Source organism: Parabacteroides sp. PF5-6 (assembly GCF_029504695.1).
GTDB lineage: Bacteria > Bacteroidota > Bacteroidia > Bacteroidales > Tannerellaceae > QVMG01.
Genome location: NZ_JAQFIN010000018.1, coordinates 1 through 20463 on the forward strand (window position 1 = coordinate 1; position 20463 = coordinate 20463).

At 44.6% G+C, this 20463-nt stretch carries 21 protein-coding genes; 18 read left to right on the forward strand and 3 right to left on the reverse strand.

The window, feature by feature from the left end:
• The 13 genes from M2133_RS14750 to M2133_RS14810 all read left to right on the forward strand — a co-directional run.
• Positions 1–223 (forward strand): hypothetical protein (locus M2133_RS14750; protein WP_277466960.1); only part of this gene is annotated, 223 nt, incomplete at its 5' end.
• A 26-nt stretch (positions 224–249) separates the two neighbouring features.
• Entirely contained in the window at positions 250–561 is a 312-nt protein-coding gene (locus M2133_RS14755) for a hypothetical protein (protein ID WP_277466962.1), read from the forward strand.
• Position 562: 1 nt separating this feature from the next.
• Positions 563–1306 (forward strand): Fic family protein, encoded by a 744-nt coding sequence (locus tag M2133_RS14760; RefSeq protein ID WP_277466963.1) that lies wholly within the window; start codon positions 563–565, stop codon positions 1304–1306.
• A gap of 333 nt (positions 1307–1639) precedes the next feature.
• The gene (locus tag M2133_RS14765) at positions 1640–2740 is read left to right on the forward strand and encodes a Fic family protein (protein ID WP_277466964.1); all 1101 of its coding nucleotides are present in this window, start codon (positions 1640–1642) and stop codon (positions 2738–2740) included.
• Between the two features lie 364 nt (positions 2741–3104).
• Positions 3105–3560, forward strand: a complete 456-nt coding sequence (locus tag M2133_RS14770; RefSeq protein WP_277466965.1) for a DUF3990 domain-containing protein — start codon at positions 3105–3107, stop codon at positions 3558–3560.
• Entirely contained in the window at positions 3557–4012 is a 456-nt protein-coding gene (locus tag M2133_RS14775) for a hypothetical protein (RefSeq protein ID WP_277466966.1), read from the forward strand. Before M2133_RS14770 ends, M2133_RS14775 begins: the two co-directional genes overlap by 4 nt.
• Positions 4013–4086: 74 nt before the next feature.
• A complete protein-coding gene (locus M2133_RS14780; protein WP_277466968.1) occupies positions 4087–4518 on the forward strand; it encodes a DUF3791 domain-containing protein in 432 nt (143 codons plus the stop codon).
• On the forward strand, positions 4515–4997 hold the full coding sequence (locus M2133_RS14785; protein WP_277466969.1) for a GNAT family N-acetyltransferase: 483 nt from the start codon (positions 4515–4517) through the stop codon (positions 4995–4997). The genes M2133_RS14780 and M2133_RS14785 overlap by 4 nt, the downstream gene beginning before the upstream one ends.
• A 13-nt stretch (positions 4998–5010) precedes the next feature.
• Positions 5011–5775 carry a class I SAM-dependent methyltransferase gene (locus tag M2133_RS14790; RefSeq protein WP_277466970.1) on the forward strand — a complete coding sequence of 255 codons (765 nt, stop codon included), beginning with the start codon at positions 5011–5013 and terminating at the stop codon, positions 5773–5775.
• 185 nt (positions 5776–5960) lie between these two features.
• Positions 5961–6959, forward strand: coding sequence for a malate dehydrogenase (locus M2133_RS14795; protein ID WP_277466971.1), 999 nt, complete (start codon positions 5961–5963; stop codon positions 6957–6959).
• 66 nt (positions 6960–7025) lie between these two features.
• Positions 7026–7580 (forward strand): dTDP-4-dehydrorhamnose 3,5-epimerase, encoded by a 555-nt coding sequence (gene rfbC, locus M2133_RS14800; RefSeq protein ID WP_277466973.1) that lies wholly within the window; start codon positions 7026–7028, stop codon positions 7578–7580.
• A gap of 16 nt (positions 7581–7596) precedes the next feature.
• Entirely contained in the window at positions 7597–8739 is a 1143-nt protein-coding gene (rfbB, locus tag M2133_RS14805) for a dTDP-glucose 4,6-dehydratase (protein WP_277466974.1), read from the forward strand.
• 58 nt (positions 8740–8797) lie between these two features.
• Entirely contained in the window at positions 8798–11149 is a 2352-nt protein-coding gene (locus M2133_RS14810; protein WP_277466976.1) for a transglycosylase domain-containing protein, read from the forward strand.
• On the opposite strand, the gene M2133_RS14815 is transcribed toward M2133_RS14810, so the two are convergent.
• A complete protein-coding gene (locus tag M2133_RS14815) occupies positions 11150–11776 on the reverse strand; it encodes an NUDIX hydrolase (protein ID WP_277466977.1) in 627 nt (208 codons plus the stop codon). It abuts the gene before it with no gap.
• Between the two features lie 207 nt (positions 11777–11983).
• Between M2133_RS14815 and M2133_RS14820 the strand changes: the two genes are divergently transcribed.
• A complete protein-coding gene (locus M2133_RS14820; protein ID WP_277466978.1) occupies positions 11984–12808 on the forward strand; it encodes a HAMP domain-containing sensor histidine kinase in 825 nt (274 codons plus the stop codon).
• A 47-nt stretch (positions 12809–12855) separates the two neighbouring features.
• Here the strand turns inward: M2133_RS14820 and M2133_RS14825 are convergent, their stop codons facing one another.
• The gene (locus M2133_RS14825; RefSeq protein WP_277466979.1) at positions 12856–14715 is read right to left on the reverse strand and encodes a HAMP domain-containing sensor histidine kinase; all 1860 of its coding nucleotides are present in this window, start codon (positions 14713–14715) and stop codon (positions 12856–12858) included.
• A 253-nt stretch (positions 14716–14968) separates the two neighbouring features.
• On the opposite strand from M2133_RS14825, the gene M2133_RS14830 reads away from it, so the two are divergent.
• A complete protein-coding gene (locus tag M2133_RS14830) occupies positions 14969–16255 on the forward strand; it encodes a M64 family metallopeptidase (RefSeq protein ID WP_277466980.1) in 1287 nt (428 codons plus the stop codon).
• Between the two features lie 104 nt (positions 16256–16359).
• Here the strand turns inward: M2133_RS14830 and M2133_RS14835 are convergent, their stop codons facing one another.
• The gene (locus M2133_RS14835) at positions 16360–16854 is read right to left on the reverse strand and encodes a bacterioferritin (RefSeq protein WP_277466982.1); all 495 of its coding nucleotides are present in this window, start codon (positions 16852–16854) and stop codon (positions 16360–16362) included.
• A 125-nt stretch (positions 16855–16979) separates the two neighbouring features.
• On the opposite strand from M2133_RS14835, the gene M2133_RS14840 reads away from it, so the two are divergent.
• From M2133_RS14840 to M2133_RS14850, 3 genes are all read left to right on the forward strand, one after another.
• On the forward strand, positions 16980–17909 hold the full coding sequence (locus M2133_RS14840) for an alkaline phosphatase (protein WP_277466983.1): 930 nt from the start codon (positions 16980–16982) through the stop codon (positions 17907–17909).
• 550 nt (positions 17910–18459) lie between these two features.
• A complete protein-coding gene (locus tag M2133_RS14845; RefSeq protein ID WP_277466984.1) occupies positions 18460–19332 on the forward strand; it encodes an electron transfer flavoprotein subunit beta/FixA family protein in 873 nt (290 codons plus the stop codon).
• 111 nt (positions 19333–19443) lie between these two features.
• Positions 19444–20463 carry an electron transfer flavoprotein subunit alpha/FixB family protein gene (locus M2133_RS14850; protein WP_277466985.1) on the forward strand — a complete coding sequence of 340 codons (1020 nt, stop codon included), beginning with the start codon at positions 19444–19446 and terminating at the stop codon, positions 20461–20463.

Here is a 20463-nt window from a genome sequence, read left to right on the forward strand (position 1 = left end):
ACTAATCAACCCCTTAAATGGGACTTTTTACGAAAAGATAAGAAAAATTAAAGGATTTATGTTTCACGCTGTGTCACAAACTATTACGCCAGGAACCTCTGGATATGTTGAAGGAATAGATCTTTTTCTATTCCTTCTTTTTTTATTTATATCCAATCCTTTCATAATTTGTATTATCTTTACTGTTTATGGAAATATATCGCGGAGGATATTGCCCAATTGAACATTCTGAAATAATCAAGGGGAAATATGGAAGAGAATTTAGTTAAAATGATGTTGCCTTTTAAGATACAGCAACTACTTGAAACGATAATAGAAAATAATGCTTTGAGTGTCAAAGATGCAATACAATATCTCTATTCGTCTAAGTTGTATAAACAGATGTCTGACGAAGATTCGTATCTATGGCAGTTAAGTACGGCAAATCTATACGATATGCTCTATATGGGAAAAAGCGAAATAAAGCTGCATGAGAACAAATCTGCTCCTGTATTGCTGTTGCAAGGGAAAGAGTATATCATGAGAGAAATAGATGAGTATATAAACAACAGAAAACAATAATATGTACACCATATTCAATAAAGAACAACAAGAAAAAGCAGCTTTCATATTGCAAAGTCCCTTAGTTAAATTGTCAGAGCTTTATTCTAATGAAATTAAAGACTTGGCGGTTGTATGGTGTTATTATTCAGGAAAAATAGAAGGTAACACTTATACATACGTTGAAACAGAAGCTTTATTGAAAGACGGTATTACCTCCGAGAAGCGATATGAAGATGCTAAGATGCTTAAAAACCTCTATAATGCATTCATTTCAGAGCTTGAATACATAAACAAAGGGGAAAACCAAGAAGTAATCAATGAACGTACGCTTTTCAGGGTACATCAATCTATTTCAACCGGATTGGTTTCTAATGAAGAATCGGGTGCGTTAAGAACACGTGCTGTTCGTATAAGTGGGACGGAGTATACTCCCCCTAAAAGCTTACAGGAAATAAAAAGCGGATTAAATGAGATTCTGTTTAATCAGGAGCAATATAATACCAACCCATTAGAGAAAGCTGTATATCTGCATTGTAACCTTGCACGTTTACAGCCTTTTATTGACGGGAATAAGCGAACAGCCCGCATGATGGAAAGCATTGCCTTGATGAATGCAGATATAATCCCGGTTTATTCAGCCAAAGATGCTGATATCCTAAACTACAGAAAAGGATTGATAGCATTTTACGAAACGAAAGACTATACGATATACTCCGATTATTTTCTGAATAGGCAGATTGAACGGGTTAAAGAAATAGAATAGTATAATCCTTTATTGGCGGAAACAATCGCAGGAGTATATAGAGAGTAATGCACCGTTATAGTCCCGATGTGTTTATTGTTTTCGCACTGCGTAAAAATACGCACTCCACTGCGCAAAATGTAAACTCATCTACAAAAGGGCAGAATATCAAACAATTAAAAACCTATTTGAAGAGCCACGAAGATTCATTCAGATAGTATAATGCTCGTTAGACAGGCAAATTGACTGTAGGCTTTCATGAAGCTCATTTAATGACTTTGCGGAGAAAAAATACCTTATTCCCATTATATTTGCGGAGAATAAGCCGTATATTTGCCGCAAACAAAGACAGAGATGCCGAAATGCATTTATCAATACGAAAATTGGCCTCGTTTTACTTGGAATGAAAAGGAGATACAGGTAACACTTGGCAAGGTGCGTTATTTGCAAGGGAAACTCCTCGGTCAGATGAGCGTTTTGGGCTTTTCTTTGAAAGAAGAGACAATGCTAACTACCTTGACACTTGATGTTTTGAAGTCATCCGAAATCGAAGGTGAAAACTTAAACTACGAACAAGTTCGTTCTTCAATAGCAAGGAAACTGGGCATAGAGTATGCCGGAATGGTTTACTCTAATCGGGATGTGGAAGGTATTGTAGAAATGATGTTGGATGCAACACAGAATTATAATACCCCCATAGATGATGAACGTTTATTTGGTTGGCATGCGGCTTTATTTCCAACAGGAAGAAGTGGAATGTTCAAAATAGATGTCGGTTGTTACCGGAATGGAGAAATGCAAGTCGTGTCAGGAGCAATGGGAAAAGAGAAAGTGCATTATGAGGCTCTATCTCCTGATAAAGTTAAAAGTGAGATGGGGACATTCTTGGAGTGGATAAATAAAGATGCAACGACAGACCCTGTTCTCAAATCCGCTATTGCCCATTTGTGGTTTATTATCATTCATCCGTTTGACGATGGGAATGGGCGTATTGCCAGGGCTATTTCAGATTTGCTACTAGCGCGTTCTGATGATACAGCCCAACGGTTTTACAGTTTGTCCAGCCAAATATTATTGGAGAAGAAAACCTATTATGAAACCCTAAAGAGGGTACAACATAGTAGCGGGGATATAACAGAATGGCTCGATTGGTTCTTAAATTGTCTGTATCGCAGTTTGTTAGTGACAGAAGAAACGTTACAGAAAGTGTTATATAAAGCCGATTTTTGGGATAGACATAAAAATACGGATTTTAATGCGCGTCAGCGATTGATGTTAAATAAGCTCTTGGACGGTTTTGAAGGGAAGCTTCAAACGTCTAAATGGGCTAAAATAACAAAATCATCGCCTGATACTGCTTTAAGAGATATCAAAGATTTAATAGAAAAAGGAGTCTTAAAGCAAGAAGAATCAGGAGGACGAAGTACGAATTATGAGTTAGTTAAAGTCTATTAAATCCGTGTGATCCGGGGCTAAATAATCTTCAAGTTTCACCCGATTTGAAACCCGCCAAAGCACCCTTTTTCAAACTACCAGTACTTTGCGCGCAAACTACTAATATTTTGTCGACAAACTACCGGTACTTTGTGCGCAAACTACCGGTACTTTTTGGAGAGAATATTAACATCTCATTTTCAGCGATTTAGAAGTTAGGCATTATTCGTTACTTCGTAGGTCGTTGACCTTTGCGAAATCAATCCCAAACGAGGTCCTCCACAATAATACGGGGTGCCCCCTTATCAATCACTTTGTCAGAATGACATAAAACCGTATCTTTGTACATCAGCATAGTTGTTATTTGTTAGAAAATAAGCTATTTATGGAATTTTTTCACGGTGGATATTGTCCCATTACGAGTCCTGAAATCAGGGAAGGAAAGTATGCCAAAGATTTTGGTACAGGCTTTTATTGTACTGAACTAAAAGAACAGGCTGTGCGATGGGCAAAGCGATATAATACACCAGTCATAAGTATCTATGCTTTTGAACAGAACGACAAACTGAATGTCCTTCATTTTACGGAAATGACAGAAGAATGGTTGGACTTCATTGTGGACTGTCGCAATGGGATTTCTCATAATTACGATATTGTTATTGGAGCGATGGCTAACGACCAAATATACAACTACATCTCGGATTATGTTAGCGGTGTAATTACTCGTGAACAGTTTTGGGTACTTGCCAAATTTAAACATCCAACACATCAGATAAACTTCTGTACTCCGGCTGCATTGAAATGTTTAATCTTTAAAAGAAGCGAGGAGGTAGGAAAATGACAGGAAGAGAAAAGAAAGAACAGAATGACCTTTTCTTTGTTTGCAGCCTGATAGAGTATATCGGACGTCAAACAAAGAATCACCGGAATGTAGTCGTTAATGCGATAGGCAAAGAGAGACTGCAACATCTATATGATTTAGCAGATGTATACCATAGCGAGAATATAGATAAGTTGAGTGATGAATTAATCACACAATACGCTATAGAAGAAGGAGACTTCGATAATGTTGCTGCCGGGAAATACGCTATACCCACTCATTGGGATATTGGCAAGGTGTACAAACGCTTAATTGTTGATGTTGCCGAGAAACAAAACAAAGAGCCGATTGAAGCCCTTATGGAAGTGTACGACTCGTGGCTATCCCCTAAAATAGAAGATTTTAACAGTAGCCTTTACTACGAAAGCCCCGGTTACTTATACGAGTCATACAGCAAAGGTGAAGTGCTGTAAATCTAAAATATCACCACGGTTATAATCGCGGCTGTTATTTTCGAACAGGAGAATATTAATCTAGGTTCTAAGTTATGGAGAAAAACCTGGTCAGAGAAATGCTTCCGTACAAATTACAACAACTGCTTGAAGCGATTATAGAGGAAAAGGAGTTGACTGTTAATGATGCAATACAATATCTGTATTCTTCTGATTTGTATAAGCAAATGTCTTTAGAAGATTCATATTTGTGGCAGTTGAGCAAGGCAAATTTATACGATATGCTCCAAACCGAAAAGAATGAAAAGAGACTGAAAGAAGACAATTCAGGCGATATACTGCTTTTTTTATCCTTTTGCATAGAGAATTACAAAGGACACAAGAGCCTTAGTGAAGAAGAAGTCTTATTTTTGTTTAGCAAATATGATGTACTTAACTTTTTAGGAGATGTTTATGACACTCTGCACACACAAGGTAAAGACTATATTATGAGCGAAATTGATGAATATATAGATAACCGGAAATGAATTTAGAGAAGAATAAAATCCGCCAAGCAACCCTGTATGATATTCCAAAGCTAAAAAAGTTATATCAGGATACTATTCTGACTGTAAACCGAAAAGATTATACAGTCGAAGAAGTGGAAGACTGGGCTTCGTGTGTAGATGATACCAAACATTTAGTTGAGCATTTTGAAGAACAGCATTACGTAGTAGCAGAAGATGAAAGCGGAGTAATTGTGGGTTTTGCTTCTGTTAATGATACAGGTTATATACACACGTTATTTGTTCACAAAGATTATCAGCATCAAGGTATTGCAACATCTTTGTATAAGTTCATAGAAACCTATGCAAAAGCGAGAGGTGTAGAAATATTAACATCGGAGGTTAGCATCACGGCAAAACCATTTTTCGAAAAACAAGGTTTTCAAGTTGATGAAGAGCAAAAACGGAAAGCAAATCAATTGTATCTCACTAATTTCAAGATGAGTAAGACACTTTTTTAATTTGAAGAACAAAATGAACACAGATTACAAAGTTGGTGATTTGATTTATGATGCAAATATTTATGATGGATTAAATACCTTTCTGTCTGATTTGCAATTTTACAAAAAGTGGCTACCGAAAAATAAGGATGCAAAAATACTTGAACTTTGCTGTGGTACAGGAAGGCTCACCATTCCCATTGCACAAGATGGATACACTATTTGCGGAGTAGATTATACCCCATCTATGCTTGAACAAGCAAAGACAAAAGCATCTGACGCTGGATTAGAGATTAATTTCATTGAAGCTGATATTCGGACATTAAATTTGCAAGAGAAGTTCGACCTTATTTTCATACCATTTAATTCCATCCATCATTTATATACGAATGAAGATCTGTTTAAGGCACTCCGCACCGTTAAAAACCATCTCAAAGATGGAGGTTTGTTTCTATTAGATTGCTTTAATCCTAATATTCAATACGTCGTTGAAGCAGAGAAAGAACAGAAGGAAATTGCTGCATATACTACTATTGATGGAAGAGAAGTCTTGATAAAACAAACCATGCGATATGAGAATAAGACTCAGATAAATCGCATAGAATGGCATTATTTTATTAATGGCCAGTTCCATTCAATCCAAAATTTGGATATGAGACTGTTTTTCCCGCAAGAATTAGATTCATATCTGGAATGGGCCGGATTTAGTACGATGCACAAGTTTGGAGGTTTTAATGAAGAGGCTTTTGAGGATAAGTCGGAAAAACAGATATATGTATTAAGATCATTGAAGGATTAGAGATTTTCTGTCAAATATGAAAACTATTCTCTTAGGGATATAAAAATTTAGATCCTTTCTGGCATTCCCACAACAATAGGTAATGGCATTTGTTATTTAAGTATAGCGTTGATTTTCTATTCTTTATAGGGTGGATCAATATTGGGCGCTATGGGTTTGTTATGTCATAATCTAAAATAAAAAAAATGAAAACGATTACATCTGAAAAACTAACAATTGTTGGAGCTGCCGGGATGATTGGCTCCAATATGGCGCAATCTGCCATCTTAATGGGTTTGTCTTCAAATATTTGCCTGTACGATCCTTATGCCAAAGGGCTGGAAGGGGTGGCCGAAGAGTTGTTGCAATGTGGATTCCGTGGGGTGACGATTACCTATACCAGTGATATCGCTGAGGCGTTGCGCGACAGCAAATATGTGATTACCTCAGGTGGAGCGGCCCGCAAAGAAGGGATGACACGGGAAGACCTGTTGAAAGGAAACGCGGAAATAGCCATACAGTTCGGGAAAGATATCCGGACGTACTGCCCGGATGTGAAACATGTTGTGGTCATCTTCAATCCTGCCGATATCACGGGTTTGCTGGTCTTGTTGTATTCCGGATTGAAACCTTCGCAAGTCTCTACCCTCGCTGCTCTGGACAGTACACGGCTGCGCAATGAGTTGGCCAAACACTTTCATATTCATCCGGATAAGGTGACGAACTGCCGAACCTACGGGGGACATGGCGAGCAGATGGCGGTATTCTCTTCTACGGCAAGTGTTGACGGCAAACCGCTGAATGAGTTGATCGGTACGCCTCAGCTTACAAACGAGAAGTGGCAAGCGATCAAAGAGAAGGTGGTGCAGGGCGGAAAACGGATTATCGAACTGAGGGGACGTTCTTCGTTTCAGAGCCCGTCTTATCTGTCATTGGAGATGATACAGGCGGTGATGGGTGGCGATCCGTTCGATTGGCCGGTAGGGGTGTATGTGGACAATGATGCTTTCTCGCATATTATGATGGCTATGGAAACCAAGCTGGATAAAGATGGCGTGCATTCTCATCCGGTAAAAGGGACTCAAGAAGAACGTGAGGCTTTGCAGCAAAGTTACCAGCATCTGTGCCATCTCCGGGATGAACTGATCGGCTCGGGTATTATTCCGGCAGTCGACAAGTGGAATTCTATAAATCCAAACCTTTAAAGCAAGCCGATCTCCTTGTTTTCAGCGTAAAAATCACTTACTTTGCGTCTCAAAACAAGGTAACGTATGCAATTTACAGAATTGGAGATCCCCGGGGTCTGGACTATTGAACCGAAAGTCTTTCGGGATGAGCGTGGATATTTCATGGAAAGCTTCAAGCAAGCTGAATTTGAAAAACATATAGGAAAGATAGATTTTATCCAGGAGAACGAATCCTGCTCGGGCAAAGGCGTCTTGCGCGGTTTGCATTATCAGTTGCCTCCCTATGCGCAGGCGAAGCTGGTGCGGGTAATAGAAGGCGATGTCCTGGATGTGGCTGTAGATCTGCGACCCGGTTCGCCGACATTCGGAAAGTATGTGGCCGTCTTATTATCGGGCGAAAACAAGAAACAATTGTTTATCCCCCGTGGTTTCGCGCATGGTTTTAAGGTGATTAGCGATCGCGCTTTGTTCCAATACAAGGTGGATAATGTCTATAAACCGGACCATGAAGCCGGTGTCCTGTATAACGATCCGGCTATTGGTGTGGCCTGGAATATCGAACCGGATGAACCGGTTATTCTGTCGGAGAAGGATAAATTACTACCTTTGTTAAGTGAAGCCAAACTGAATATCGGTTAATTAATAATACAGAAACATGAAAACTTACCTGGTGACCGGTGCAGCCGGATTTATTGGTGCGAATTTTATTAAATATATGTTGGCCAATCCTGCTGAAATACGATTGGTAGTTTTGGATTTATTGACTTATGCCGGTAATCTGGGAACGATTGCTGATGATATTGATGATGAAAGATGTTTCTTTGTTAAAGGTGATATTGGTGACCGGGAGTTGACGAACCGTCTTTTCGAAGCATACGCCTTTGATTATGTCGTAAACTTCGCCGCGGAAAGCCATGTAGACCGAAGTATTGAAAATCCGCAACTGTTTCTGATCACCAATATACTGGGCACACAAAACCTGTTGGATACCGCTCGCCGTTACTGGGTGACGGGGAAAGATGCGCAGGGTTATCCCCTCTGGCGTGAAGGCGTTCGCTTTCATCAGGTATCGACCGATGAGGTCTATGGCAGCCTGGGCGCGGAAGGCTATTTCCACGAGACGACTCCTTTAGATCCGCGTAGCCCGTACAGCGCTTCGAAAACAAGTGCGGATCTTTTTGTAAAGGCTTATTTCGATACCTATAAGATGCCGGTCACGATCACCCGCTGTTCCAATAATTACGGTCCGTATCATTTCCCGGAAAAACTCATTCCGTTGATTATCAAAAATATTCTGGAAGGAAAATCTTTGCCTGTCTATGGCGACGGATCGAATGTGCGCGACTGGCTGTATGTGGAAGATCATTGCAAAGCGATTGATGCCGTATTGCACCGGGGACGCGAAGGTGAAGTCTATAACGTAGGCGGACATAATGAAAAACAGAACATAGAAATCGTAAAACTGACGATTCAAACCATTCGGCAGATCCTTACCGAAGAGCCGGAATACCGCCAGGTGTTGAAGAAAAAAGAGATCGGCGCCGATGGAGAAATCTCGATCGCTTGGATCAATAACGACTTAATCACTTTTGTGAAAGACCGGCTGGGACACGACCAGCGCTACGCCATCGACCCGACGAAGATCGCACAAGAATTAGGTTGGACGCCTGAAACGCCATTCGAAAAAGGAATTGTCAAAACCATCCGTTGGTATCTCGATCACCAGGATTGGGTAGAAGAAATCACCGGTGGCGACTACCTGAAGTATTACGAACAAATGTATGCCAATAGGGGGTAATATCAATTAATTCCCTAACTTTGCCTTCTCTTAATTCGCTAAGTTTGATAAAGGAAAGATGACTTCGAAGACAACAAAAATCATACTGATTTCCGCATGGGGGCTATTCGTTGTAGCCTTATTGTTGATTGCATTTATATTTTCTGCCATAGCAAAAGGTTCGATCGGTTATATGCCGAAGGTGGAACAACTTGAAAATCCGATTGATAAATACGCCTCACAAATCGTTTCCGCAGACGGGAAAGTCTTGGGTGTCTATGCGCATAGCATGGAAAACCGTATCCACGTCAATTACGAAGATCTTTCGCCCGATTTGGTCAAGGCGCTGATCGCAACCGAGGATATCCGTTTCGCCCGGCATAGTGGGATTGATGCCACCGGTCTTTTTCGCGCTTTTGTGAAAAGAGGAATCCTGATGCAGAAAAGCGGAGGAGGAGGCAGCACAATCACCCAGCAGTTGGCCAAACAGCTTTACTCTCCGAATGCCGAGAATGTCTTGGAGCGGGTATTGCAGAAACCGATCGAGTGGGTCATTGCCGTGCAGCTGGAACGTTTCTATACCAAAGAGGAAATCATTAATATGTATTTGAATAAATTTGATTTTCTCTATAATGCCGTAGGGATACAGTCGGCGGCACGGGTCTATTTCGGCAAAACACCTCAGACGTTGAAAATCGAAGAATCGGCAACGCTGATCGGCATGTGTAAGAATCCTTCGTATTATAATCCCGTACGTCAGAATGAACGTACGCGCGGCCGTCGTAATGTCGTGTTGGAGCAGATGTATAAGGCCGATTACCTGTCGAGAACCGATTGCGATTCGTTGAAAGCCTTGCCTCTCACCCTTTATTTCACGCGGATGGACCATAAAGAAGGCTTGGCTCCTTATTACCGCGAGCACCTGCGGATGGTTCTGACGGCGAAGAAACCGGATAAGAAAAACTATCGCGGCTGGCAGATGCAGAAGTTCAAAGAAGACTCGGTCGCCTGGGAAACCGATCCGCTTTACGGTTGGTGTAATAAGAATAAGAAAGCAGACGGATCGAATTACAATATCTATACGGATGGTTTGAAGATCTACTCGACCATCGACTCCCGTATGCAACAGTATGCCGAAGAAGCCGTCAAAGAACATATTGGCGGTCACTTGCAGAACGAATTCTTTAAAGAGAAAAAAGGACGCAGCTATGCGCCGTTCTCGCGGGATTTACGTGCCGGACAGGTCGATACGATTATGATCCGCGCCATGCAACAGTCCGATCGTTACCGCGGATTGAAAGGCTCCGGCATGAAAGAAGAGGATATCCGGAAAGATTTTCAGACGCCGGTGGATATGCGGGTGTTTAGCTGGGCCGGTCCTGTGGATACGGTCATGGCACCGATCGATTCGATCCGTTATCATAAGAGTTTCCTGCGTACGGCGTTTATGTCGATGGATGCCCGCACCGGCCATGTGAAAGCGTATGTGGGCGGTATCGATTATAATTACTTCCAGTACGATATGGTCAATGGGGGCCGCCGTCAGGTGGGCTCTACGATCAAACCTTATCTGTATTCACTGGCTATGCTCGAAGGCATCAGTCCGTGTGAACAGATGTTGCATGTCGAACAAACCCTCCGCGATGAAAACGGAATAGCCTGGACGCCCAAGAACTCGAGTCCGAAGAATGTCGGCGAGCGGGTCACGATCAAGTGGGGACTGCAAAACTCTTCCAACTGGGTCACTGCCTATCTGATGAGCCGGTTATCTCCGTATACTTTCGTACGTCTGTTGCACTCTTTCGGATTGCAGAACGAAATGGATCCGGTAGTCTCTATCTGTCTGGGTACGCCGGATGTATCGGTCGGCGAGATGGTGACCGGTTACTCTGTCTTTGCCAATAGAGGGCTCCGGGTAGATCCGGTCTATGTCACGCAGATAGAAGACAGCTACGGCAATACGGTGGCAACCTTCACGCCGAAGATGGATGATATCCTGACGGAAGATGCCGCTTTCAAGATGCTTTATATGTTGCGCAGTGTGATCAATGGCGGAACCGGCGGACGCATCCGTGCCCGTTATGGGATACAGGCGGATATGGGCGGCAAGACCGGGACGACGCAGAATCATTCCGACGGTTGGTTTATGGCCTTTACGCCCAGCCTGGTCGGTGGCTGCTGGGTGGGTGGCGAAGATCGCTCGATCCGTTTCGACCGGATGACGGAAGGACAGGGAGCCAGTATGGCCTTGCCGATCTACGGATTGTTCATGCAAAAGGTTTATGCCGATAAAACATTAGGCTATTCCGAAGACGAGAAATTTGATATTCCCGAAGAATATATCGATCCGTGTAACCATACCGAAGTAGCGAATCCGGAGAACCGGGTCACCTCACCCGATCTGGGTGGTATCGACCGGATGTTCGAATAGTTAATCCAGATAAACCCCTTTTGCCGGATCTCTCCGATATTCGTCGACCAGGCGGATCTGATCCGGCAGGATCCGTTCCAGAGACAGGGGCGGAAGATCATTTAGTGGGAAGAATCCTTTATCCAGAATATCGAAGACTTCAGTAAATACCCCCCCTCCTATCCGGCAGAGGATAAAAAATTTATAGACATAAAAAGGGATAGGCGGGTGCGCGTGTTTGCGCATATCCATAACAGCCAACAAACGTTCGGCCTGAACCTCCAGGCCGGTCTCTTCTTTCACCTCTTTCACGGCGACTTCCGACGGGCTGCATCCGACATCCGCCCAGCCTCCCGGCAAAGACCACAACCCGTCGGCCTTTTCTCTGACCAGCAAGATCTCTTCTTTATCATTAAAAACAACGGCGCGGATATCCACCTTGGGCGTAATATATTCTTTCATCGGAAGGAAAAGCGATTGGATCGTTTCTTTGTCGAGTCCGCTCACGCAAGAAACCAACGCATCGCTGATCTCCAGTAGCTCAGTGTATCTTTCTGTGTCGTAGTTGCTTAACGCATAGTGCAGACCATTTTGTGAAATTGCCCTGATCCGTTGAGCGAACAAAAGTATTGCTTTTTCTGTTTTCATGTCGTTGAAGCTTATTTGAGCGAATCGATTAACCGTATGTAAACAAAACGAAGCGGGATACGTGTTTATTATATTTTCTGCGCATGAAGATTTTACTGTAACACTTATCTTTCGTACATTTGAAGTAGCGAATGCTGAAGCCGTACGTATATGGATTAGTCGAGTCACGCCAAATGACTAATGCGGATAAACTATTAAAAGAGGATAATGTATAAACAAAAACCTGTAGAACAGCATATTTTCGATATGAAGTCACTCGTACACCGGTCGCTTGAGGGCGAATCGGAAGCGGAGATGTTGAAGCTGTTGGACTTTATCGAAGAAGAAATCGTGCGAAACCGGCAAGAGCTGGAGCAGTTGAAAGAGGCGGAACGCTCGAAAACCGCTTTTATCCAGAATATGAGTCATGAGATCCGTACGCCTTTGAATGCGATTGTCGGCTTCTCTTCGGTTATTGCCGAAACCGAAGACCCCGACGAGCGCAAGCATTACCTGAAGATCGTGGAGAAGAACAACTACCAGCTCCTTCAGCTCTTCTCTGACATGATCGATTTCTCGGATATCGAAGCGGGAACGTTTGATTATGAATACTCGAATGTCAATCTGAAAGACTTATGCATCGCTGTTTCCAAGAAACTTCTCGGGCATCCGCTGGAGAATGTCTCTTTTATTTTCCAACCCGACAGGCATCCGGATATCCCTTTGTACACGGATGAAGAGCGCGTAAAGCAAGTGATACAAAATCTGATCCTGAACGCGTATAAGTTCACCAACGAAGGCAGTGTCGTACTGTCTTACCGGGTGGTCGACGACCGGGTGCGGATCTCCATCTCGGATACGGGAATCGGGATTGCGCCGGAATATCAGGAGGAGATCTTCAAGCGCTTTGTCAAGGTCGACGATTTCACGCAAGGCACCGGCCTGGGCTTGCCTATCTGCAAGACCATCGTAGAAGACCTGCGCGGACAGATCGGCTTGAACTCCCTACCCGGCCGGGGATCAACTTTCTGGTTTACATTGCCAATAAAGTAATTTCTTCTATCTTCTATCTTCCGCATTCGGCGTTCTGCGCCGAATGCTTACATTGCTTTGGGATCGCGATACAACGGCAGTTTAAAACGGAAGGTCGAGCCTTCGCCGACTTTGGAGGTCGCCGAGATCTCTCCCCCCAGTTTGGTGACCAATCCTTTACAGATCGCAAGCCCCAAGCCAATCCCCTGCTTGGCTCCTTTCAATTGCACGAAGCGGGAGAAGATCTGATCCAGTTTCTCTTCCGGGATGCCGGCACCGGTATCGGAGACAAAGAATTCAATATCCGTACCGATCAGTTGATAACCAAAACGGATACTGCCTTCTGCCGTATGCTTGATCGCATTGGTGATCAGGTTGATCAGGATCTGCGACAACCGGCTCCGGTCGGTCAACAGTACGATATCCGGGCAAGGCTCCAGGATCAGCATGACGTTGTCGGGCATCCGCAACCGCAATGTCCCGTATATATCTTTCATAAACAGCGGCACATTGACACTCATATACGAGAAAGTCATCATATCCGCCTCGATCTTCGAGATATCCAGAATGTCATTGATCAGGCGCACCAATAGATCATTATTCATTTTTATAAGGTTCATGTACTCCTCCCTTACCTCCTGATCCTCTTCGGTGTTCAACAGATCGGTGAACCCCACGATCGCATGGAGCGGCGAGCGGATCTCGTGAGTCATATTGGCTAAGAACGTCGACTTCAGCTGATCGGCTGTTTCCGCCTTTTCTTTGGCTTCGATCAATGAAGCTTCGTATTCCAGGCGTTCCTGATCGTCAATGATCAAGCCGATAATCAACCGTGGGAATCCTTCCTCATCATATTCCTGTGTCTTGCCGGTCACTTCATAACTGCGGTATATGCCATCGTCGTTTTTCATCCGGAAAACCACTTTCTCCTCTTTCAGTTTGTGGTCGCGCATCTCTTTGAAAAGGAAAAAGAAATCGTTCCGGTCGTCCGGATGGCGCAGGGTTGTCAGTGCCCGGCAGATGTATTTATTCTTTAATAATAACTCGTTGGCTGCGCCATGAAACTGGAAACAACGTTGGCAATTGACCCGGTCACATTGGTTGAACAGATCAAAATTGAAAGAGTAAGTCGCTATTTTACTGTTTTGTAACGCCAGCTCCATCATCATCCGGCTTTCGGATAAGCGTTCAGAGAGTTGTTGATTTTCTTTCTCTTTCTCAATGATGTCTGTTATATTCCGGATGTATACGACGATATGTTTTCTTTGCATGGGGACGGCACGGATTTTAAGGTGGGTCAACGATTGGCTGTTTGTTCGCGGCAGAGAGAGGTCCATAAGCATTACCCGCTCTTCTTCCAGGCAGGTATGCGCCGTCTCTTTGAACCGGGCTATAATCTCCTCCGAAAAGAGATATCCCGGAATATCATATAATTTGCCATTGATCGTAGCCGGAGTGATCCGGGTCTCCGAGGCAACGGCAATGATGCGTTCTACTATCAAATGTTTATTGACCAAAAGAATCGTGTCGGGGATGGATTCGGTAATCTTCTCCGAAAGATCCAGTAGATCCCGACTCAACCGTTCATGGCGGATAGCAATATCGGATATGGGAGAGTCGGTCAGTAAAAGGGTGTACCCCATTATGTTTCCATTTTTTTCCAATGCAGGAACAACGGAAAATGAAATGACCGACATATCTTTAACCATACTGCCATGGCGCAAATGATCTTTCTGCAGATCACTGAGCAGAGACGTTGTGAAAAGATTATTAATTAAGAAATCCGCTTTATCATTAATCCCATATTTCGTATAAATAGCCCGGTTGACATCGATAATTTCACCATTCTTATTATACAAAGCTATGCCTATCGGATAATAGATAAAAGAGTCTTCCAATAATTGGTTTTTGAGTCTAATAGTATCCATTTGGGTAGGGATTGAGGTTACACTTGTAACAAAGAAAACAATTATAGTTTTAGATTGTTCGCCTTTGAAGAAATAAATTTACAATATGACATAATTTGATTGGAAAAAGAATGAATCTATTCCAAGGACAGCATTCGTTCGTCCGCTGTTTTTATCCGGCGGGCTTGAACATAATGCTGATTTTTCTCTGTAGCGCTTTGAAAATGTTTATATTTGCACCCATACACTTAAACAAATATCTATAAACGAAAACATGAAGAATAAACTGTCCTTAGTATGGCTCGCGTGCCTTCTTGCCGTGGGCGTCTGTGCGCAAGATACCTTTGATACGCATTTCGAGCGGAAGAGTTTGCGCGTTGATTTTGCCTTGAGTGGAAATGCGACCTATCAGGCGGCTGCCATTCAGCAGTTGCGCGAAGAACCCGTCTGGGCCGGTCCGCGAAAGAATCTGATTGATGAGTTCAATTACGGCGGCTACCACGTCTATGTGTACGATAAAACGACGAATGAACTGCTCTATTCCCGCAGTTTCAATACCCTGTTCGAAGAATGGATGACCACGGATCAGGCGAAGACCGAGGTACAGTCGTGGACCAACACGGTCTCCATCCCTTTCCCCAAAAAGACGGTCGTACTCGAAATTGCCGCCCGCGATAAGAAAGATATGCTTTTCCATCCCTTATTGAAGATGGATATCGATCCGACAAGTATCTTTATCGACCGGGGCAGTCTGAAGAATAATCAGATCACACAGATTCAATACAAAGGGGAGTCGTCGGAGAAAGTCGACCTGGTGTTCCTCGCCGAAGGGTATACCGCCGACGAGCAGGATAAGTTCGTGGCCGATGCCCGTCGCTTTACCGAACTGCTTTTCCAGACCGCCCCTTATACCGATCATCGCGACGATTTCAATGTCTGGTCGGTCAGCCTGGTCTCTGAAGAAAAAGGAACGGATATCTCCGGCAAGGGGATTTTCCGCAATACGGCGTTGAACTCGGGGTATTATACCTTCGGTGTCGATCGTTACCTGACCACGCCGGATATGAAATCCATCCGCGACGCGGTATGGAACGTGGCCTGCGACGCGATCTTTATCCTGGTGAATACCGATACCTATGGCGGTGGCGGAATGTACAACTTCTATGCCATCGGTACGGCCGATAACCCCCGTACGCCGGTGGTCTTCGTGCATGAGTTCGGGCATAGCTTTGGCGGACTGGCCGATGAGTATTTCTCGTCCGAGGTGGCCTATAATGATTTTTATAACCTGGAGAAAGAGCCGTGGGAGCCCAATATCACCACATTGGTCGACTTCGATAAGAAGTGGAAAGACCTCTTACCTGCCGGCCTGCCGGTTCCCACGCCGTTGAATGAGAAGTATAAAAATGATCTGGGTGTATTCGAGGGAGGAGGATACCTGTCCAAAGGCATCTACCGTCCGATGGATCATTGTATGATGCGCGACTATGCCCCGTTCTGTCCGGCTTGTAGCCGCGCGATCGTTAAGATGATTGATTTCTATTGCGATAGGGAGTACTGAAAGAGTTGAAAGTTAAAAGATGAAAGTTGAAAGTGACGCAAGCAATAGCCCGTTCGCTTTCAACTTTCAACTTTTAACTTTCAACTAAAATTTGAAATGCAATTTCAAATTTTCTGTGCTGCATTCTTGCTATGTTCGATAGACTGCAGCGCAAGGTATTTGTCGCCGAAGTTGCGCATATTGTCGATCTCCGTATCGAAATGGTCCTGATGATCTTCTTCTTCGAGCAGGATATTTTCGAATAATTTCTTTGTTGTCGCATCCGATTCGTCGGAGCAGATCTTCGCGTAGTTGTTGTAGTCGATGATCGTCTGCATCTCCAACCCTTCCGCGTATTTGAGCATCTCTTTCACATCGTGGATCTTTTCTACCTTCTTGGCATATTCCATCTCCACCTCTCCTTTGAGGAACAGGATACGTTCGGCAAACTTCTCGACGTGGATCATCTCGGCGATAGCCGTACGTTTGAAGTACGCCGCCAGATAATCATAACCCATATCTTCCAACAGGAAGTGAAAATACATGTACTGGTTCAGTGCAGTCATTTCCCCAGCGATCGCTTTGTTCAATAATTCAATGCTTTTTTCTCTTTTGATCATAATGGTAACTATTTAGTATGGTTGCTTCTATACTATTGAAACAAGCCGGTGTGAGGATTTGTTCTTGAAAGGCTGTATATTTTGTGTATCTTTACCCCCGATAAAGCTTATTAATTAGATTACACATGAAAAAAACGATTTATCTGGCAATCTGCGCCTTATTTGCCTGTTGTTTCTGGGCTTGTCTTTCTTCTTCGTCAAACGACTCCGCCCCAGTCGAAAACTTACCCAAACATGTGATCCTCGTCGGGTTCGACGGTTGGAGCGCATACAGTGTGAATAACGGTGCCGATATGCCTACCGTGCGCCGCCTGATGGCCGAAGGATCGACCGACCTGAAGAGCCGTTCGGTATTGCCTTCGTCGAGCGCCGTCAACTGGGCGTCGATGTTTATGGGTGCCGGTCCCGAATTGCATGGTTATACCGAATGGGGCTCGCGCGTGCCCGAACTGCCTTCGCGTACGATCGGCAACTATGAGATCTTCCCCAATATCTTCGGGCTCTACCGCCAGCAGGCACCGCAGGCCGAGATCGGACTGGTCTATGAGTGGATCGGTATCAAATTTCTGGTCGATACCCTGGCGATGGACTATGTGCAGCAGGCTGCCATGAACGTGGAAAACCCCGACGGCTGTACGCCTTTTGCCGTGAACTATATCAAAGAGAAGAAGCCTAACTTCCTGGCTGTCATCTACGATCAGCCCGACGGCACCGGACACGGACAGGGCTGGGAGTCGCCCGAATACTTCGCGAAGATCAATCACCTCGACCAATGCCTGGCACAGATCATTCAGGCCACCGAAGAAGCCGGCATCCTGGATGAGACCGTCTTTATCGTCACCTCCGACCACGGCGGCATCGACAAAGGCCATGGCGGCAAAACGATGAAAGAGATGGAGCGCCCCCTGATCTTCTGGGGCAAAGGCATCAAACAAGGCCATACCATCGAAGAAAGCACCATGATCTACGATATCGCCTCCACCATCGCTTATCTATTGGGCGTCGAACAACCGCAGGTCTGGACCGGCCGCCCGGTGATTTCGGTTTTTGAATAAAACATTGCACTTTGTTCGAAAAAACATTGCACTTTGGCCGACAAAACATTGCGCTTTGGTCGACCAAAGTGCGATGTTTTTTTTGGGAAGGCCTACACATAAAAATTTCGCGTCCCCTTTCAGCTTTCACCCTTTACCGAGATCCCTGTATTGATCAGCGTTTTGGGTGAAAGGTAGAAGCTTCCCGAAAAAGGCCGGCAGGGTTTTCCAAAAGGCCGCCGGAGTTTTGCAAAAGGCCGGCAGGGTTTTCTAAAAGGCCGACGGCCTTTTTTCGGGAAGATCTGTTGTTCTTTTAAGGTATGCCTTTACCTTTCACCCAAAATGCTGATCAATACAGGAATCTCGATAAAGGGTGAAAGGTGAAGACCGGGGTAAAAATACCTGATGCCGGAATGCGCCTTTTCAGGTGGCGAAGCGTTCAAAGTCAACAAATGCTCAAAAATGCTAAAAGTGTGCATATTATGTTTTTTCGTGTTTTGATTTCAAGAATGTTTGATTACTTTTGCAGCCGACTAAATGAGTTTGAAGAACTACTACAAACAAGAATAATATGAGTTTAAAAATTATTGTACTTGCGAAACAGGTTCCGGACACACGCAATGTGGGGAAAGATGCGATGAAGGCGGATGGTACGGTGAACCGTGCGGCGTTGCCTGCGATCTTTAATCCGGAAGACCTCAATGCGTTGGAGCAGGCCTTGCGCCTGAAAGATGCGTATCCCGGCACAACGATCACGCTGTTGACCATGGGTCCGGGACGTGCCGCCGAAATTATCCGCGAAGGTTTGTACCGCGGGGCTGACGGCGGTTATTTGTTGACCGACCGCGCGTTTGCCGGAGCTGATACATTGGCCACTTCGTATGCTATTTCCATGGCGATCCGCCAGATCAAGGAATACGACCTGATCATCTGTGGACGTCAGGCAATCGACGGCGACACCGCTCAGGTAGGGCCGCAGGTGGCAGAGAAACTGGGGCTGACACAGATTACTTATGCAGAAGAGATACAGAAAGTTGAAGGGGGTAAGATCACAATCAAACGCCGCCTGGAACGGGGTGTGGAGGTTGTCGAAGGAAAGTTGCCCTTGGTGGTGACTGTGAACGGCTCGGCTCCCGACTGCCGTCCGCGTAACGCGAAGTTCGTACAACAGTACAAACATGCGAAAACGATAACCGAGAAGCAGGAAGCCGACGCGGATTATCTGAACCTCTACGACAGCCGTCCGTATCTGAACCTCACGGAATGGAGCGTAGCCGATGTGGATGCGGATGTAAAACTCTGCGGTCTTTCGGGCTCGCCGACAAAAGTAAAGAAGATCGAGAACGTTATCTTCCAGGCCAAAGAAAACATGACCTTGGAACCAACCGACGAAGCGATCGATACGTTGATGAGAGAATTAATTTTGAACCACACGATTGGTTAGTAAAAAAGTAGTGAGTAGTTGGTAGTTAGTAGTGAGTAGTCGCATGCGATATTTCCACTCAACGACTAACTACTAACTACCAACTACTAACTACCATAAATTATGAATACAATGAATAATTTATTTGTATACTGTGAAATAGAAGACGGCCAGGTGGCCGATGTAAGTTTGGAATTATTGACCAAAGGACGTGGTTTGGCAAATACACTGGGATGCAAGCTCGAAGCCGTAGCCGCAGGTCATAACCTGGAGGGGATCGGCGCGCAGGTATTCCCATACGGCGTAGACGCATTGCATCTTTTCGATGATGCCCGCCTGGCGCCTTACACATCCTTGCCGCATACTTCGGTATTGGTCAAACTTTTCGAAGAAGAAAAACCGCAGATCGCCTTGATGGGGGCTACCTCGATCGGTCGCGACCTGGGTCCGCGTGTATCTTCCGCATTGGGTAGCGGATTGACGGCCGACTGTACGTCGCTCGAGATCGGCCCGCACGAAGAGAAAAAAGAGAATAAAGTATATGAGAATCTGCTTTATCAGATCCGTCCGGCTTTCGGAGGGAATATCGTGGCTACGATTATCAACCCGGAATGTCGCCCGCAGATGGCTACCGTTCGCGAAGGGGTGATGAAGAAAGAGATCGTCAGTGCCGATTATAAAGGAGAAGTGATCCGTCATGAGGTCAATAAATACGTGAGCGATACCGATTTTGTAGTCGCTGTGATCGATCGTCAGATGGAGAAGAGCAAAACCAATATCAAAGGCTCGCCTATCATCGTGGCCGGCGGTTATGGTGTGGGTTCGAAAGAGAACTTCCAACTGTTGCACGACCTGGCAGCAACGATCGGTGGCGAAGTGGGCGCTTCACGTGCCGCTGTCGATGCCGGATATTCAGAACACGAACGTCAGATCGGTCAAACGGGTGTTACCGTTCGTCCGAAACTCTATATTGCCTGTGGTATCTCCGGACAGATCCAGCACATTGCAGGTATGCAGGAAAGCTCGATCATCATTTCCGTGAATAATGATCCGAACGCACCGATCAATACGATTGCCGATTATGTGATCACCGGTACGGTAGAAGAGGTTCTTCCCAAAATGATTAAATACTACAAGAAAAATACGAAATAG

What these genes read in the sequence shown, in the direction of transcription:
- M2133_RS14755 (WP_277466962.1), top strand. Translation starts at nt 250, where the DNA reads ATGGAAGAGAATTTAGTTAAAATGATGTTGCCTTTTAAGATACAGCAA.
- M2133_RS14760 (WP_277466963.1), top strand. Translation starts at nt 563, where the DNA reads ATGTACACCATATTCAATAAAGAACAACAAGAAAAAGCAGCTTTCATA.
- M2133_RS14765 (WP_277466964.1), top strand. Translation starts at nt 1,640, where the DNA reads ATGCCGAAATGCATTTATCAATACGAAAATTGGCCTCGTTTTACTTGG.
- M2133_RS14770 (WP_277466965.1), top strand. Translation starts at nt 3,105, where the DNA reads ATGGAATTTTTTCACGGTGGATATTGTCCCATTACGAGTCCTGAAATC.
- M2133_RS14775 (WP_277466966.1), top strand. Translation starts at nt 3,557, where the DNA reads ATGACAGGAAGAGAAAAGAAAGAACAGAATGACCTTTTCTTTGTTTGC.
- M2133_RS14780 (WP_277466968.1), top strand. Translation starts at nt 4,087, where the DNA reads ATGGAGAAAAACCTGGTCAGAGAAATGCTTCCGTACAAATTACAACAA.
- M2133_RS14785 (WP_277466969.1), top strand. Translation starts at nt 4,515, where the DNA reads ATGAATTTAGAGAAGAATAAAATCCGCCAAGCAACCCTGTATGATATT.
- M2133_RS14790 (WP_277466970.1), top strand. Translation starts at nt 5,011, where the DNA reads ATGAACACAGATTACAAAGTTGGTGATTTGATTTATGATGCAAATATT.
- M2133_RS14795 (WP_277466971.1), top strand. Translation starts at nt 5,961, where the DNA reads ATGAAAACGATTACATCTGAAAAACTAACAATTGTTGGAGCTGCCGGG.
- rfbC (WP_277466973.1), top strand. Translation starts at nt 7,026, where the DNA reads ATGCAATTTACAGAATTGGAGATCCCCGGGGTCTGGACTATTGAACCG.
- rfbB (WP_277466974.1), top strand. Translation starts at nt 7,597, where the DNA reads ATGAAAACTTACCTGGTGACCGGTGCAGCCGGATTTATTGGTGCGAAT.
- M2133_RS14810 (WP_277466976.1), top strand. Translation starts at nt 8,798, where the DNA reads ATGACTTCGAAGACAACAAAAATCATACTGATTTCCGCATGGGGGCTA.
- M2133_RS14815 (WP_277466977.1), bottom strand. Translation starts at nt 11,776, where the DNA reads ATGAAAACAGAAAAAGCAATACTTTTGTTCGCTCAACGGATCAGGGCA.
- M2133_RS14820 (WP_277466978.1), top strand. Translation starts at nt 11,984, where the DNA reads ATGTATAAACAAAAACCTGTAGAACAGCATATTTTCGATATGAAGTCA.
- M2133_RS14825 (WP_277466979.1), bottom strand. Translation starts at nt 14,715, where the DNA reads ATGGATACTATTAGACTCAAAAACCAATTATTGGAAGACTCTTTTATC.
- M2133_RS14830 (WP_277466980.1), top strand. Translation starts at nt 14,969, where the DNA reads ATGAAGAATAAACTGTCCTTAGTATGGCTCGCGTGCCTTCTTGCCGTG.
- M2133_RS14835 (WP_277466982.1), bottom strand. Translation starts at nt 16,854, where the DNA reads ATGATCAAAAGAGAAAAAAGCATTGAATTATTGAACAAAGCGATCGCT.
- M2133_RS14840 (WP_277466983.1), top strand. Translation starts at nt 16,980, where the DNA reads ATGAAAAAAACGATTTATCTGGCAATCTGCGCCTTATTTGCCTGTTGT.
- M2133_RS14845 (WP_277466984.1), top strand. Translation starts at nt 18,460, where the DNA reads ATGAGTTTAAAAATTATTGTACTTGCGAAACAGGTTCCGGACACACGC.
- M2133_RS14850 (WP_277466985.1), top strand. Translation starts at nt 19,444, where the DNA reads ATGAATAATTTATTTGTATACTGTGAAATAGAAGACGGCCAGGTGGCC.